The organism is Streptomyces sp. NPDC001348, from assembly GCF_053597535.1.
Genome location: NZ_JBSFIK010000008.1, coordinates 154458 through 170281, shown reverse-complemented (window position 1 = coordinate 170281; position 15824 = coordinate 154458). Strand labels below are relative to the sequence as shown.

The window sequence follows — 15824 nt, the reverse complement described above, 5'->3', positions numbered from 1 at the left end:
CCCGGGGGGCTACACCCTCCGGGCCAGCACCTGCCCGGGCCACTCGTCCTCGCCGTGGGTGAAGGCCTCCGTCGGTGTGAAGCCGTTGCGCTCGTAGTAGGCGACCAGCTTGCGGTCGTCGCCCGCGTAACAGTCCACGCGCAGCAGGGACACTCCCGCCCGGCGGGTCTCCTCGACGGCGTGCGCCAGCAGTGCGGCGCCGGCGCCGTGGCCCTTGAAGCGGCGGTCCGAGGCGAACAGGTGGATGTACCGCTCGGGCTCACCGGCGGGCTCCAGGTACGGGCCGGGCGCCTTGCTGAGCGTGAGGGTGGCCGCCGGAACGCCGTCCAGCTCGGCGACGAAGGGGGAGCCGTCGGCGACGTACCGGTGGACCAGGTCCACCGCCCGGGGATTCTCCGACCAGGGCTTGGTACCCCACTGCCGGGTCCGGCCCTGTGCGACCAGCCACTTCACCGAGCTGTCGAGCATGCCGAGTATCAAGGGGACGTCCTCCGGGCCGCCTTCTCTGATTTTGATCTCCATCACCTCATCATGGCAGCGCCCCGATGACACCCTGGTGCCTATGAGACTCTTCGCCGCCGTGCTGCCCCCGCCGGACGCCTCCGAGCAACTCGCCGCCGAAGTAGCCCGGTTGAAGAAGCTCCCCGGTGCGGACGCCCTGCGCTGGACCGGCCGCCCCGGATGGCACTTCACCCTCGCCTTCTACGGCGAGGTCGACGAGGAACTCGTACCCGGCCTGTCCACCCGCCTGCGCCGCGCGGCCGCCCGTACCCCGTCCTTCCCGCTGGCACTGCGCGGCGGCGGCCAGTTCGGTCACGGCCGCGCCCTGTGGACGGGGGCCGAGGGCGACCTGCCGGCCCTGCGGCTGCTGGCCGAACGGGCGGAGGCGGCGGCGCGGAAGGCGGGCGTGCCGATGGGGGAGCACCGCCGGTACAAGGCCCACCTGACGGTGGCCAGGAGCCGGGACGCCATGGACGTACGCCCGTACGTCGACTCCCTCTCCGGATTCACCGGCAGCACCTGGACGGTACGGGAGCTGGTACTGGTGCGCAGCCACCTGCCGGGGTCCGGGGTGCCGGGGGAACAGCCCCGCTACGAGGCCGTCGACCGCTGGCCGCTCGGAACCCCCGCGGGCGGGGCCGGTTAGGCTCGGACGCGTGGACCCGAAAACCCGGAACCGGATCATGGCCGGTGCGCTCGTGCTGATGTTCGTGTTGGTGGCGGTGGCGGCGGCGGTCCGAAAGTAGACCGCCGCCGACTCGCCCGCTACCAGGCGAAGGCCTCCGGCGACGGCCCAGGACCCGGGAAGATCTCGTCCAGCCCGGTCAGGACCTCCTCCGACAGCTCCAGCTCCACGGCCCGCACCGCGGACGCCAGCTGCTCGGCCGTGCGCGGGCCCACGATCGGACCGGTCACCCCGGGCCGGGTGAGCAGCCACGCGAGCGCGGCCTCGCCGGGCTCGAGCCCGTGCTTGCCGAGCAGGTCCTCGTAGGCCTGGATCTGGTCGCGGACGGCGGGGTCGGCCAGGGCGGCGGCGGCCCGCCCGCTCGCCCTGCGGCCGCCCTCCACCTGCTTCCTGATGACCCCGCCCAGCAGCCCGCCGTGCAGCGGCGACCACGGGATCACTCCGAGCCCGTAGTCCTGTGCGGCCGGGATCACCTCCATCTCGGCGCGGCGCTCGGCGAGGTTGTACAGGCACTGCTCGCTGACCAGCCCGATCGTCCCGTTCCTCCGCGCGGCGATCTCGTTGGCCTGGGCGATCTTGTAGCCGGGGAAGTTGGAGGAGCCGACGTAGAGGATCTTGCCCTGCTGCACCAGGACGTCGATCGCCTGCCAGATCTCCTCGAACGGCGTGTTCCGGTCGACGTGGTGGAACTGGTAGACGTCGATGTGGTCGGTCCGCAGCCGCTTCAGGCTGGCGTCCACCGCCCGCCGGATGTTCAGCGCGGACAGCTTGTCGTGGTTGGGCCAGGCGGCCGGCGCGGCGGCGTGCGCGTCCGGCGCCATGTTGCCGTACACCTTGGTGGCGAGGACGACCTTGTCGCGGCGGTCGCCGCCCTTGGCGAACCAGTTACCGATGATCGTCTCGGTACGGCCCTTGTTCTCACCCCACCCGTACACATTGGCGGTGTCGAAGAAGTTGATACCCGCGTCCAGCGCCGCGTCCATGATCGAGTGACTGTCGGCCTCATCGGTCTGCGGGCCGAAGTTCATGGTGCCGAGGACGAGTCGGCTGACCTTGAGTCCGGTACGTCCGAGCTGCGTGTACTCCATGGGGCACAAGCCAACGGCTTGGAGTGCGCTCTACGCAAGGTGAGCCGGAGACCGTCCGCCGGTGCCGTCCGGCCCGGTCACCCTCCACCCGCGCCCCGGCCCGCCTGCGTCCGTACCGCTCCCATGCTCGCCGCGATCACCAGGGCGATGGCGAGGCTCTGGAGGGGGGAGAGGGTCTGGTGGAGGATCAGGAAGCCGGCCGTTGCCGCGATGGCCGGTTCCAGGCTCATGAGGATGGCGAACGCGGGGGCGGGAAGACGGCGGAGCGCGAGCAGTTCCAGCGTGTAGGGGAGGACGGAGGACAGCAGCGCGACCGCCGAGCCGAGGGCGATCGTCACCGGGTCGAGGAGCCTGCCGCCCGATCCCGCGACGCCCAGGGGAAGGAACAGCAGCGCCGCCACCGCCATGGCCAGCGCCAGCCCGTCCGCCTGCGGGAAGCGGCGGCCGGTACGGGCGCTGAAGACGATGTACGTCGCCCACATGGCCCCCGCCCCCAGGGCGAAGGCCGTGCCCGGCAGGTCGAGGTCGCCGAACCCTCCGCCGCCCAGCAGGAAGACACCGAGGAGGGCCAGTCCCGCCCAGACCGCGTTGATCGCACGGCGGGAGGCCAGGACCGAAAGGGCGAGGGGGCCCAGGACCTCCAGGGTGACGGCCGCGCCCAGGGGGATACGGGCCACCGCCTCGTAGAAGAGGCCGTTCATCGCGCCCATCGTGACACCGAAGACGATCACCGTGCCCCAGTCGGTGCGCGAGTGGCCGCGCAGCCGGGGGCGGCAGACCAGCAGCAGGACCAGCGCCGCCGCCAGCAGTCGCAGCGTCACGACACCGAGCGCACCGGCCCGGGGCATCAGGGTCACGGCGAGGGCCCCGCCGAACTGCACCGAGACGCCGCCCGCGAGCACCAGGCCGACCGGCCCGAGCGAACCGGACCGGCGGGGAGTGCGGCCACCGCCTGCGGAGACCATGGGCGGGGACGAGGGAGGGGCGGCGGGGGAGGTGCTCACGGGGCAGTCCTGGTGCTGGGGGCTGTGGGTCAGCGTGTGTTCATCACGATGTACTTTCCGGTCCAGGGTAATGTACCGCCTCGTCGCGGAACAGGGGGCGCCCGTCGTAGAGGGAGGCGCCGGGGCCGCCGGGGCCGTGGCCATGCGCGGCGGGATCGGGCCAGCCCCCAGGGGTGTGGGCGTAGCCGCTGTGCCCCTGGCCGTACCCCTGCGCCTCCCCGTACTGCCCGTACTCCCGCCCCTGCCCGTACCCCTGCACCCGCGCCTCCCCGTACCCCTGCACCCGCCCGTCCCCCTCGAACTGGACGTACACCCCCTGCCCGGTCTCGAACGACAGCGGCAACCGCAGCTCACCGGTGTCCATCACGGCGCTGTTCTGCGAGCGGTGCAGTCGTGCGTACGCCCCGCCGCGCGCGAGCAGCTCCTCGTGGCGGCCCGTCTCCACGATGCGGCCCCGGTCCACGACCAGGATGCGGTCGGCGTCGGGGGCGAGGTTGAGGTCGTGGGTGATCATGATGGTCGCGCGGCCGCTCATCAGTCGGCGCAGCGGCTTGACGACACGGCGTGCCGCCATCGCGTCGAGGCCCGTCGTGGGCTCGTCCAGTACCAGGACCGGCGCGTCGCGCAGGATCGCGCGGGCGATCGCCAGGCGCTGGAGCTGGCCGCCGGACAGACGGGCCGAGTTGGGGTCGACCTTGGTGTCGTAGCCGTCGGGGAGCCGGACGATGAAGTCGTGGGCGTCGGCCGCCCGCGCCGCCTCCTCGATCGCCTGGTCACTGGCGCCGGGCCGGCCGCAGGCGATGTTCGCGCGGACGGTGTCGTGCAGGACCAGGGTCTCCTGGGGGAGCAGGGTGATGTACTCGCGCAGCCGGGCCAGGGGGAACTCCCGCAGGGGTACGCCGTCGAGGAGCAGGTCGCCCGCGTCCGGGTCGTAGAAGCGGAGGAGGAGCTTGGAGACCGTGGACTTGCCCGCGCCGCTCGGGCCGGTGATGATCACGAGCTCGCCGGGGCCGACCCTGAAGGAGAGGTCCTTGAGCGCGGGCTTCTCCGTGCCGGGGTAGCCGAAGTACACGTTCCGCACCTCCACCGTGCCGTCGGGGCGACCGGTCCCCGTGCCGCCGTGGCGGGGGTCGGTGACCGACGGCCGCACGTCCAGGATCTCGATGAGCCGCTCGGCGCCCGCGGTGGCCGCCGTGACCGTGAGACCCAGCTGCGCCAGGCCGCGTACGGGCGGGTAGAGGTAGCCGAGGAAGGCGGCGAAGGCGAGGAGCTGGCCGAGGGTCATGCGGCCGGTGGAGATCTCCCAGGCACCGATGCCGATCACGGCGAGGACGCAGACCGTCTCGATGACCTGCACCAGCTGCTCGTACGCCTCGTTCAGACGGGTCGAGCGGACCGAGGCGCGGAACCAGGCGGTCGCCTCCTCGTTCAGGCGGCGCCGCTCCGCGTCCCGGCGGTCGTAGGCCTGGGTGAGCACGATGTTGCCGAGGGACTCCTCGACGACCGAGGTGATCGCACCGTCGGCGACCCGGCCCGCACGCGAGACGTCCTTGATGGCGCCGGAGAAGCGGCGGGCCGCGAGCCAGAACAGGGGCGCGAGGACGAAGGTGGCGGCGGCCAGGTCCCAGCGCAGCCAGAACGCGGCGGCCGCGTAGAACAACGCGCTGAAGGCGGCGGACGCGGCACCCACCAGACCCGACACGACCATCGTCTCGATGGCCTCGACGTCACCGGTCAGACGGGAGAGCAGATCGCCCTGGCGGTGGCGCTGGAAGAAGTGCGGCGGCAGTTGCTGCACATGGTCGAAGACGTGCTCGCGCAGCCGCATCACGAAGCGTTCGGTCGTCCAGGCGGCGAGCGAGTTGCCCGCGTACGCGACGACCGCGCCGACCGCGGCGACGCCCAGCCACTTGACCGCGGGGGACCAGAACGCGGCGAGCGAACCCTTCTCCAGGGCGTTGTCGGTGAGGTCACCGAACAGCAGGATGGCCTCGGTCTCGGCCAGCGCGGCGAGAACGGTGCAGACCCAGACGACCAGGAGCCGGTGGCGCAGTCCTCCGGTCAGCGGCCAGAAACGACGGAACGCGGTGCGGGCGGGAATGGTGGGCGTGTCCTCGTATGCGAGCTCGTCGCTCTCACCGTCGTCCATATCCATTTCAGGCTCCCTCCGCTTTCCGTCCCCGGTGTCCCCCGGCTCTTTGAAATCCAGAAATGCGCGAAGGGGGCCGACGGTGCACCATCGGCCCCTTTCTCTCAGCGTCGGATCAGTGGTCCTGGCCGGGCAGCGGCTTGGGAAGCGGCTTGTGGGCGTGCTTCTTCGGCCTCGGCTTCGGCGGCGGGGGGAGCTGCTTCGACTTGGGCTTCGGGGGCAGCGGGGCAAGCTTCTTGAAGCTCATTACCGACTCCTGGTGTTTCGAAGTTCCATGGTCCGCGGATTTCCGTTTCCGGATTCCGACACCAGGAAACTTACACACTTCCCCTGCTCCCGAACGGCAAAAATGGCAAAGGGGCACTGTGAACTCCCTGTCATTACCTGGGAGTTGCTTGGAGAGCTGGGTAGTTCCTTTGAGAAGCCGGGATTTCTTTGAGCAGCCTGAGGACGCGCTCTCAGCGCCGGGCCATGTAGACGTCCAGCGCCTTGTGCAGCAGCCGGTTCAGCGGGAAGTCCCACTCGCCGAGGTACTCGACGGCCTCGCCGCCCGCGCCGACCTTGAAGCGGAGCAGGCCGAGGAGGTGGTCGGACTCCTCCAGGGTGTCGGTGATGCCCCGGAAGTCGTAGACGGCGGCGCCGAGTTCATGGGCGTCGGTCATCATGCGCCACTGGATCGCGTTGTTGGGCTGCACCTCGCGCTTGCGGCTGGTGGAGGCACCGTAGGAGTACCAGACATGGCTGCCCACGGTGATCATCGTGGCGGCGGCGAGGACGTCACCCTCGTGGTGGGCGAGGTACAGCCGCATACGGTCCGGGTGTTCGGCGGTGAGCGCGGTCCACATGCGCTGGAAGTAGGGCAGCGGTCGCGGGATGAAGCGGTCGCGTTCGGCGGTCTCGGTGTACAGCGTGTAGAAGGCGGGCAGGTCCTCGTGGCCGCCGCGGACGACTTTCACGCCCGCCTTGTCGGCCTTCTTGATGTTGCGCCGCCACTGCTGGTTGAGGCCCCGGTGGATGTCCGCCAAGGAACGCCCGGCGAAGGGGACTTGGCAGACGTAGCGGGGCTGCCCGGCGGCGAAGCCGTCCGCGCCGCCCGGCTCGGTCTGCCGCCAGCCCATGCGCCGCAGCCGGCCGGCGAGTTCGAGGGCGGCCGGGTCGACCGCCGTCGCCTCCACGTCCCGCAGCCGCCGCGCGCCCGGGTCGGCGATCGCCGCCTTCACCGCCTCCGCGTTCCAGCGGCGTACGACGACGGGCGGCCCCATCTTCACGGAGAAGGCACCGCGCCCCTTCAGGTACGCCAGCAGCGGGTCCAGCCGGCGCTCCAGGTCGGGAGCGTGCCAGTCGATGGCCGGGCCCTCCGGCAGGTACGCCAGGTACCGCTTCAGCCTGGGCAGCGGTCTCAGCAGCACCAGCCCCGCCCCGACGATCCGCCCGCCCCCGTCGAACCAGCCCAGGCTCTCCGCCCGCCAGTCGGGCTTCACGTCCCCCCAGGACGGCAGCTGCATATGGCTCACCGAGGGGCGGGCGGCGACGAACGCCAGGTGCTCCGCACGGGTGATGGGCCGGACGGTCAGGGGCATGGGAACGGCTCCTTTCGCAGGGTGGCTGATCAGGCGTCTGGCCGATCATGCGTCGGAACAGAAGGGCTGATCATGCGTCAGAAGCTGATCACGCGCCAGACGACTGAACAAGGGCATCCGCCAGCACCTCCGCCACATGCCGCCCCCGCACCCCGCCCAGCTGCGCCAGCTGCGTACGGCAGGAGAACCCGTCCGCCAGGACCACCGCCCCCTGCGGTGCCCGACGGACCGACGGCAGCAGCTGCTCCTCCGCACAGGCCCGGGACACCTCGAAGTGGCCCTTCGTGAAGCCGAAGTCGCCCGCCAGCCCGCAGCAGCCGCCGCTCAGCTCGCCGGTCAGGCCCGCCGACGCGCGCAGCCGGCGGTCGGGCCCGTCGCCGAGGACAGCGTGCTGGTGGCAGTGGGTCTGGCCGACGACGGGGCGGTTCACGGGCGGCGGGGTCCAGTCGGGGGCGTACCGCTGGAGCGCCTCCGCGAAGGTGACCACCGCCGCCGCCAGCCGTGCCGCGCGCGGGTCGTCGTGCAGCAGCTCCGGGAGGTCGGTGCGCAGCGCGGCGGCGCAGCTCGGCTCGAGGACGACCACCGGGGTCGCCGCCTCCAGGACCGGGTCCATCAGGTCGAGGGTGCGGCGCATCACCCTGCGGGCGTGGTCGAGCTGGCCCGTGGAGACGTACGTCAGCCCGCAGCAGACCCCGCCCGCGGGCACCGTGACGCCGAGCCCGGCCGCCTCCAGCACCCGTACGGCCGCGCGGCCCACGGAGGGCGAGAGGTGCTCGGTGAAGGTGTCCGGCCACAGCACGACCGGGCGTCCGGTGCCGGGGCGGGCGGTCCCGTCCCGCCGTCGCCACCACCGGCTGAACGTCTCCCCGGCCACCCGCGGAATCTCCCGCTCGGCCGCGATCCCGCCCAGCCGCCGGGCCACCCCCGCGAGGGGCCGTACGCGCGCGAGGGCGTTGAGCAGCGGCGCGGTGCGGGTACGGGCGACCCAGCGCAGCCACTGCGGCAGTCGGCCCATCGCGTAGTGGGCGGCCGGGCGGCGCCGCCCCCGGTAGTGGTGGTGCAGGAACTCCGCCTTGTACGTGGCCATGTCCACCCCGACCGGGCAGTCGGAGCGGCAGCCCTTGCAGGACAGGCACAGGTCCAGCGCGTCCCGGACCTCGGTGGAGCGCCAGCCGTCGGTGACCAGCTCGCCCGCGAGCATCTCGTGCAGCAGCCGGGCCCGCCCGCGCGTGGAATGCTCCTCCTCACCGGTCGCCCGGAACGACGGGCACATGACGGCGGAGGCCGCCGGCACCGTCGTACGGCACTTCGCCACCCCCACGCACCGGCGCACGGCGGCCGCGAAGTCGCCGCCGTCGGCCGGGTAGCCGAAGGCCACGTCGACGGGCCCGCGCGGCAGCACGGAGAAACGGAGCCCGGCGTCGAGCGGTGCCGGGCGGACCAGCATCCCCGGGTTCAGCAGGTCGTCCGGGTCCCAGAGAGCCTTGGCGCGTTCGAACAGGGCCACCAGTTCCTCGCCGTACATCCGGGGCAGCAGTTCGGCGCGGGCCTGTCCGTCGCCGTGCTCGCCGGAGAGCGAGCCGCCATGGGCCACGACCAGGTCGGCGAGGTCCTCGGAGAAGCGGCGGAAGCGGCCGATGCCCGCCTCGGTGAGCAGGTCGAAGTCGATGCGGACGTGGATGCAGCCGTCGCCGAAGTGGCCGTACGGGGTGCCGCGCAGACCGTGGCCGGACAGCAGCGCCCGGAAGTCGCGCAGATAGGCGCCGAGCCGGGCGGGCGGTACCGCGCAGTCCTCCCAGCCGGGCCAGGCCTCGGAACCGTCGGGCATCCGGGTCGCCGTGCCGGACGCGTCCTCGCGGATGCGCCACAGGGCACGCTGCTCAGCCGCACCGGTGACCACGGACGCGTCCACGACGTCGGCCGCCCGCACGACCGTCTCCGCACGCGCGCGTGCCTCGGCCTCCGTGTCCCCGCCAGTCTCCACGAACAGCCACGCGGCGCCCCGGGGCAGCCCCGCCGGGGAGCGCACCAGGTCGGCCGCCATGCCCTCCACGGTGAGCGGGTGTCCCCCACTCTCGACTTCGCTCGAGCGGGGGGACCCCCATGACCGCAGCCCGGCGGCGGCATCCGCGGCGGCGCTCTCGTCGGCGTAACCCAGCACGGCCAGGGCACGCGCGCGTGGCGCCTCGATCAGCCCCACGACCGCCTCCGTCAGCACCCCCAGCGTGCCCTCCGAGCCGCAGAACGAGCGGGCGACGTCGGCGCCCTTCTCGGGGAGCAGGGCGTCCAGCGCGTACCCGGAGATACGCCGGGGCAGCTCCGGGAAACCGGTGCGCAGCCGGGCCAGGTCGCCCTCCACCAGCGCGCGCAGGCCGTCCGGGGCGCCGGACCAGCCCTTGCCGAGCCGCAGCGGTTCCCCGCGCGCGGTGAGCACGTCCAGCTCATGGACGCTGTCCGCCGTCGTCCCCCAGGCCACCGAGTGCGAGCCGCACGAGTTGTTGCCGATCATCCCGCCGAGCGTGCACCGGCTGTGCGTGGACGGGTCCGGGCCGAACCGCAGGCCGTGCGGGGCCGCCTGCTCCTGGAGCCGGTCCAGGACGAGCCCCGGCTGGACGACCGCGGTGCGGGAGGCGGGGTCGAGCTCCAGCAGCCGGTTCATGTGCCGGGTGAAGTCCAGCACCACGCCGGTCCCCGTGGCCTGCCCCGCGATCGACGTACCACCGCCCCGGGCCACCACCGGCACCCCGTGCGCCCGGCACACCTCGAGCACCGCGGCCACGTCCTCGGCGTCCCGGGGGGCCACCACCCCCAGCGGGACCCGCCGGTAGTTCGACGCGTCCATGGTGACCAGGGCCCGTGCGGTGACGCCGAACCCGACCTCGCCCCGGACGGCGGCACGCAGCTCCGCTTCGAGATCCCTCATGGGTCCAGCAAACCAGCCCCTCGTCCACGGGGGGCCACGGTGGGAAACGCCGTCTCACCCGACGGACGAGGTTTCGCCCAGGTTTCCCCCAGCCGCTAACCTCGCCTCGTGGCTGAGATCCAGATTCCCGCTGACATCAAGCCCGCCGACGGACGTTTCGGCGCGGGCCCCTCCAAGGTGCGGACGGAAGCGCTGGACGCGCTGGCCGCCACCGGTACGTCCCTGCTGGGCACCTCCCACCGCCAGGCCCCGGTGAAGAACCTGGTCGGCCAGGTGCGCGAAGGCATCGCCGAGCTGTTCTCCCTCCCCGACGGCTACGAGGTCGTCCTGGGCAACGGCGGCTCCACCGCCTTCTGGGACATCGCCACGCACGGCCTGATCGAGAACAAGTCGCAGCACCTGAACTTCGGCGAGTTCTCCTCGAAGTTCGCCAAGGCCGCGAAGCTCGCGCCCTGGCTGGCCGAGCCCACCGTGATCGCCTCCGACCCCGGCACCCACCCCGAGCCACGGGCCGAGGCCGGCGTCGACGTCTACGCCTTCACCCACAACGAGACCTCCACCGGTGTCGCCGCCCCGGTCAAGCGGGTCGCGGGCGCCGACGAGGGCGCGCTGGTGCTCGTGGACGCCACCTCCGGCGCGGGCGGCCTCCCGGTCGACGTCGCCGAGACCGACGTCTACTACTTCGCCCCGCAGAAGTCCTTCGCCTCCGACGGCGGCCTGTGGATCGGCGTCTTCTCCCCGGCCGCGATCGAGCGGGCCGAGCGGATCCACGCGTCCGGCCGCCACGTCCCGGAGTTCTTCTCCCTGCCGACGGCGATCGACAACTCCCGCAAGAACCAGACGTACAACACCCCGGCGCTCGCCACCCTGTTCCTGCTGAACCAGCAGCTGGAGTGGATCAACGGCCAGGGCGGCCTCGCCTGGTCCACGGCCCGTACGAAGGACTCCTCGACCCGCCTCTACAGCTGGGCGGAGGAGTCGAAGCACGCGACCCCGTTCGTCTCCGACCCGGCCAAGCGCTCCCAGGTCATCGGCACGATCGACTTCTCCGACGAGATCGACGCGGCGGCCGTCGCCAAGGTGCTGCGCGCCAACGGCGTCGTCGACACCGAGCCGTACCGCAAGCTCGGCCGCAACCAGCTGCGCGTCGCGATGTTCCCGGCGATCGACCCGGCGGACGTCGAGGCGCTCACGAAGTGCGTCGACTACGTGATCGACAAGCTCTGAGCATGCTCTGAGCACGTCCTGAGGGCCGTCCTGAGGGCGTCCTGCGCAAGGCCGCACGCCAGTAAGGACGTTGAGGGCGCCCCGCGGAGTACCGCGGGGCGCCCTTCGCTGTGCCCGTCACCGGTGGCTGCGGATGGTCGTCAGCCCGTTCGGGTTCTCCTCCGTACGTCTCTTTCCGTGTCCTCCGCGAGTCGTAGCAAGACAGCACCACAGAGGGATTCGCGCACCCGTGTGACACGAAATCGTCGAGCCGTCCTGGAACCCACCGAAAGGAACGGCCATCGTGCGGATAGGACGCCTCGCGCCCGTGCTCGCCGCGGGGATCACGGCGACGCTGGTCCCGGCTCTCGCCCCGGCTCAGGCCTCAGCGGCGGAACCGCTGGGGAGATTCACGAACCAGACGCCCGCGTGGCACAGATGTGACACGTCGACGCCCGCCGCGTTCCAGTGCGCGACGATCAAGGTCCCGCTCGACTACAGCCGGCCCGACGGCAAGACGATCAAACTGGCCATCTCCCGCTGGAAGACCAGCGTGAGCGGCAAGCGGCACGGTGTGCTCCTGTCCAACCCCGGCGGTCCGGGCGGCGAAGGCCTCGACATGCCGGTCATGGTGAAGGACGTGCTGCCCAAGAAGGTCCGCGAACAGTACGACCTCGTCGGCTTCGACCCGCGGGGCGTGGGCCGCAGCAATCCCCTCACCTGCGGTCTCAACGACACGGAGCAGAACTTCCAACACGCCTACCACGCGGAGACGTTCGGCAACGACGTCAAGTGGGCCCGGAAGGTCGCCGACAAGTGCCGTGCGAAGAACGGCGACACGCTCCGGTACATCACCACCCGCAACACCGCCCGCGACATGGACGTCATCCGCGCCGTGCTGGGCGAGAAGAAGATCTCCTACCTGGGCATCTCCTACGGCACCTACCTGGGGGCCGTCTACACGCAGATGTTCCCCAAGCAGACCGACCGGTTCGTGCTGGACAGCTCGGTCGACCCCGCACGGGTCTGGCGCGGCATGATCCAGGTCTGGGCGGAGGGCACCGAGCCGGCGTTCACCCGCTGGACGAAGTGGACCGCACGGCACGACCGCACCTACAAACTCGGCGACACCCCGGCCAAGGTGAAGAAGACGTTCTGGGACCTGATCGCCCGGGCCGACCGCACCCCCATCGTGGACGGTGACCAGAAGGTCACCGGGGACGACATCCGGGCCGGCGTGCGCGCCCTGTTCTTCAGCCCCCGGGCAGCGGCCGAGATGATCGCCGACGTGAAGAAGGCCGCCGACGGCCATGCGGCCCTCCGCCGTTTCCCCGCAACCGGCGACCGGCGGAGCCCGAGCCGGTTCACCACACGCGCCGCCCAGCCACCGGCCGACAACGGCACCGCCGTCTTCTGGAGCGTGGTCTGCGGTGACACCGCGGCCTGGCCGCGCGACCCCGAGCAGTACCGGCGTGACGCGATCCGGGACAAGGCGAAGTACCCGCTCTACGGCGACTTCGCCTCCAACATCATGCCCTGCGCGTTCTGGGACAAGCCGGCCGAGCCCGTTACCAAGGTGGACGACAACGTCGGCCTGCTCACCGTCCAGAACCAGTGGGACTCCCAGACGCCCCTGGTCAGCGGCCTCGGTATGCATCGCGCGCTGAAGGGCTCGCGCATGGTGTACGTCAAGGGCGGCGAGGGCCACGGCGTCTACGGATCGGACCCGAACTCCTGCGCCGACCGCACCGTCAACGCCTACCTGGGCAACGGACGGCTTCCCGCCGAGGACGTCACCTGCAAGGCGCCCGCCCGCGAGGGCTCCGGCGTGAGCCGGCCCATCGCGCCGGTGCCGCCGTTCACCCCGGGGGCGCCCCGCTTCTGATCCCCGGCCCCGACGGGCCCCACGGACGCCGGAAGGGCGCCCGGTGCCACACCGGGCGCCCTTCTGTCATGACGCGCTGCAGCTCACGCTGGGCACCCCGCCGCCGCCGGGCGCTCCCCCGAAGCCGAAGCTCGCCGAACCACCCGCGGGGACCGAGCCGTTGTGGGCGGCGTTGACGGCCGTGACCGTCCCGCCGGTCTGCGTGTACGACGCGTTCCACATGCTGGTGACCTTCTGCGTCCCGCTCCAGGTCCAGGTCACCTTCCAGCCGCTGATCGCCGTGGTCCCGGTGTTGGTGACCTTCACCTCGGCGTTGAACCCGCCGCCCCAGTCGCTGCTGACGGTGTAGGAGGCGCTGCACGCGGCGGTACCGCCACCGCCGCCGTTCCCGTCGCCCCCGCCGGTGCCGGTCCCGGGGAAGAGCGGTGCCTTCACACTCGTGAGATACCCGTCCTTCACCGTGTCCACGGTCGCCCAGTCGTCCTTGAGGATGCCGCCGGTGTCACCGGAGTCGGGGTTCCACGACCAGAAGGTCCACTGGAAGCCGTCCGCGCCGTAGGTGGAGGTCGGCCGCAGGTAACTCACCAGCGCGGCGAGCCACTTCTGGTCCACGGAGGCTTGGAGAGTGGTACCGAACTCGCCGACCCACACGGGGGCGATGTTCTGCTTGAAGATGTAGCCCCAGTACTTGTCCCAGATGCCCGGCATGTTCGCGGGGAAGGCCGGGTCGTTGAACCAGCTCTGCTGGGCGACGCTGGTGGCGTAGTCGTGGGCCGAGTACACGATCCGGTTGGCGACGCTCAGCCGCACCGGGTACTGGGCGACTCCCATCAGGTTGCCGCCCCACCAGTCGGAGACACCGTTGAACGTCTGCACGCCCTCGACGAAGATCAGCAGGCTGGGGTTGACGGAGAGGACCGCGTCGCCCCCGCGCTCGGCGGCGAGCCGCCAGTCGGTCGCCTGGTCGCCGCAGCCCCAGCAGGCGGGGTCGTGCGGCTCGTTGTGCAGGTCGATGCCGATGACGGTGTCCTGGCCCTTGTACCGCGCCGCGATCGACTTCAGATCGGCGATCCAGGTGGACTCGGGGACGGACGCGGTGTACCAGAGCGCCGACTGGCCGCCGGAGTCCGGGCGGTGCCGGTCCAGGATGACCTTCAGCCCGTCGTGCCCGGCGTAGGCCACGATCTTGTCCATGACCTGCAGGGAGTTGAGCCCCTGGAGGTCGGCGTTCTTGCCGCCGGAGAAGTCGATGCTGTCCGGGACGGTGGAGCTCTTGAAGATGTCGTCGCTGTAGGGAAGCCGGATGGTGTTGTAGCCCAGCGACCTCATCTGGTCGATCATGCTCTTGTAGTCGCGTGACCAGAGGCCGTGCACCACGTGGTTGCCGGTCTCGAAGCCGAACCAGTTGATCCCGGCGATCCGGACCGGCTGCCCGGCCGCGTCCAGGATCTGCCGGCCGCTGGTGTGCCAGTAGCCGGCACCGGGGGTGGCAGCGCTGTCGGCGTGCGCCGTCTGCGCCCCGGCCAGCGGGATGAGGAGCGCCGCCGCGGCAGCGCACAGCGCCCTTCGTAAGCTGCGGAACATATGGCTGGTTCCTCTCGGGGGGAGGCGCGGCCCCGGAACTGTATGGGAGCGCTCCCATAAGCCGCGCACCACAAGGAAACTGAGCCACCATGCCCACGTCAAGAGAGGGTGCCCGGGCGGATTCCGGTCCCGCGGCTTCGCGGCGGGGCCCTCAGCCCCCGCCGCTCGTCCGCCGTCGCCGCCGCAGCCCCAGGAAGGCGACCGCTCCGACGGCGACGGCGAGTGCGCCCACCTTGAAGCCGTCGGACGCGGCACCGCCGCCTCCACCGCCGCCGCCCGCCGCGGAACCGCCCTTCCCGGACGGGGAGTCGCCGGACGAGGCGTCACCGGGCGCGTCCTCCGCCTGGACGGCGCTGTCGGCGCCCTCGCTGCCGTACATCAGCTTGGTCCCGTCGGGCGAGTAGCTGACGGACTCGCCCTGCCCCTGCAGGGGCACGTCCAGCCGTCCCCGCCGCTTGATCCTCCCGCCGTTCCAGTCGTAGTAGATGCCGCCGAAGTACCCGCGTACGGCGAGCTGCCGGCCGCCCGGCGAGAAGGCGGCGTCCGTCGCCCACAGGTCGACGGTGGCGACGGGACGGAAGATGTTGCTGCCCGTGGAGGAGAGCTCGGCAGGCCCCTCGTAAAGGTGTCCGCCGTCCTCGTTCTTGTCGATGATGTAGACCCGCCCGGTCTTCGGGTGGACGAGGAGCGACTCGGCGTTGCGGGGCCCGTCCGCGTACTTGACGACGTACTGCTTGGCCAGGACGGTCCGGTCCTTCAGCACCTTCGGCTCGGGCAGCTTGTACACCCACACATAGGGCCACTTGCCGCCGAGGTTGTCGCCGATGTCCCCGACGTAGATCTCGTTCCCGGGCCCGATGGAGATCGCCTCCACGTCCCGGGGGGAGCCGACGCCCTTCAGGGTCAGCGTGGCCACGGTCTTCCCGGTCCGGCTGTCCACGGCGTAGATGTACGGACCGTCGTTGCTGTCGTTGTGGGTCCAGTAGATCCCGGGGTGCAGGTGGGAGGCGGCCAGACCGCTGGACTCGGTGATCCGCGAGTCCTTGATCGTGAACCCCTGGTCACCGGCGCCGTCACCGTCGGTGGCGGAGGCGGGCACGGCGAACACACCCGTGAGCAGAACCCCGGCGAGCAGGGCGAGCGATCGGCGCATGCCCCAAGACTGCCATCCCGCGCCGCCGTTGACGGAGGTGGCGGGCCTCACACCCGAGCCGTCCGC

12 protein-coding genes are annotated in these 15824 nt (G+C 71.6%); 3 read left to right on the top strand and 9 right to left on the bottom strand.

Going from position 1 to position 15824, the window contains the following annotated elements:
• Positions 1-9: 9 nt before the first annotated feature.
• The gene (locus ACWC21_RS11385; RefSeq protein WP_450880499.1) at positions 10-522 is read right to left on the bottom strand and encodes a GNAT family N-acetyltransferase; all 513 of its coding nucleotides are present in this window, start codon (positions 520-522) and stop codon (positions 10-12) included.
• 40 nt (positions 523-562) lie between these two features.
• Here ACWC21_RS11385 and thpR point away from each other — a divergent pair, with 40 nt between their 5' ends.
• A complete protein-coding gene (gene thpR, locus ACWC21_RS11380; RefSeq protein ID WP_450880497.1) occupies positions 563-1147 on the top strand; it encodes an RNA 2',3'-cyclic phosphodiesterase in 585 nt (194 codons plus the stop codon).
• A 119-nt stretch (positions 1148-1266) separates the two neighbouring features.
• Here the strand turns inward: thpR and ACWC21_RS11375 are convergent, their stop codons facing one another.
• From ACWC21_RS11375 to ACWC21_RS11350, 6 genes are all read right to left on the bottom strand, one after another.
• Positions 1267-2274, bottom strand: coding sequence for an aldo/keto reductase (locus ACWC21_RS11375; RefSeq protein WP_450880495.1), 1008 nt, complete (start codon positions 2272-2274; stop codon positions 1267-1269).
• A 77-nt stretch (positions 2275-2351) separates the two neighbouring features.
• A complete protein-coding gene (locus ACWC21_RS11370; protein ID WP_450880688.1) occupies positions 2352-3239 on the bottom strand; it encodes an EamA family transporter in 888 nt (295 codons plus the stop codon).
• 82 nt (positions 3240-3321) lie between these two features.
• A complete protein-coding gene (locus ACWC21_RS11365; RefSeq protein ID WP_450880686.1) occupies positions 3322-5427 on the bottom strand; it encodes an ABC transporter ATP-binding protein in 2106 nt (701 codons plus the stop codon).
• Between the two features lie 115 nt (positions 5428-5542).
• Complete coding sequence (locus tag ACWC21_RS11360; protein WP_389154757.1) at positions 5543-5674, bottom strand: hypothetical protein; 132 nt, start codon at positions 5672-5674, stop codon at positions 5543-5545.
• Positions 5675-5885: 211 nt separating this feature from the next.
• A complete protein-coding gene (locus ACWC21_RS11355; RefSeq protein WP_450880493.1) occupies positions 5886-7007 on the bottom strand; it encodes a lipid II:glycine glycyltransferase FemX in 1122 nt (373 codons plus the stop codon).
• Between the two features lie 88 nt (positions 7008-7095).
• Positions 7096-9930, bottom strand: a complete 2835-nt coding sequence (locus ACWC21_RS11350; protein ID WP_450880491.1) for an FAD-binding and (Fe-S)-binding domain-containing protein — start codon at positions 9928-9930, stop codon at positions 7096-7098.
• 108 nt (positions 9931-10038) lie between these two features.
• Between ACWC21_RS11350 and serC the strand changes: the two genes are divergently transcribed.
• Both serC and ACWC21_RS11340 read left to right on the top strand, forming a co-directional pair.
• Positions 10039-11157, top strand: a complete 1119-nt coding sequence (gene serC / locus ACWC21_RS11345; protein WP_450880489.1) for a phosphoserine transaminase — start codon at positions 10039-10041, stop codon at positions 11155-11157.
• A 283-nt stretch (positions 11158-11440) separates the two neighbouring features.
• Positions 11441-13021, top strand: a complete 1581-nt coding sequence (locus tag ACWC21_RS11340) for an alpha/beta hydrolase (RefSeq protein WP_450880487.1) — start codon at positions 11441-11443, stop codon at positions 13019-13021.
• Between the two features lie 66 nt (positions 13022-13087).
• Here the strand turns inward: ACWC21_RS11340 and ACWC21_RS11335 are convergent, their stop codons facing one another.
• Positions 13088-14605 carry a cellulase family glycosylhydrolase gene (locus ACWC21_RS11335; protein WP_450880485.1) on the bottom strand — a complete coding sequence of 506 codons (1518 nt, stop codon included), beginning with the start codon at positions 14603-14605 and terminating at the stop codon, positions 13088-13090.
• A gap of 151 nt (positions 14606-14756) precedes the next feature.
• Positions 14757-15758: a WD40 repeat domain-containing protein gene (locus ACWC21_RS11330; RefSeq protein ID WP_450880483.1), complete on the bottom strand. Its 1002-nt coding sequence runs from the start codon at positions 15756-15758 to the stop codon at positions 14757-14759.
• Positions 15759-15824 lie beyond the last annotated feature (66 nt).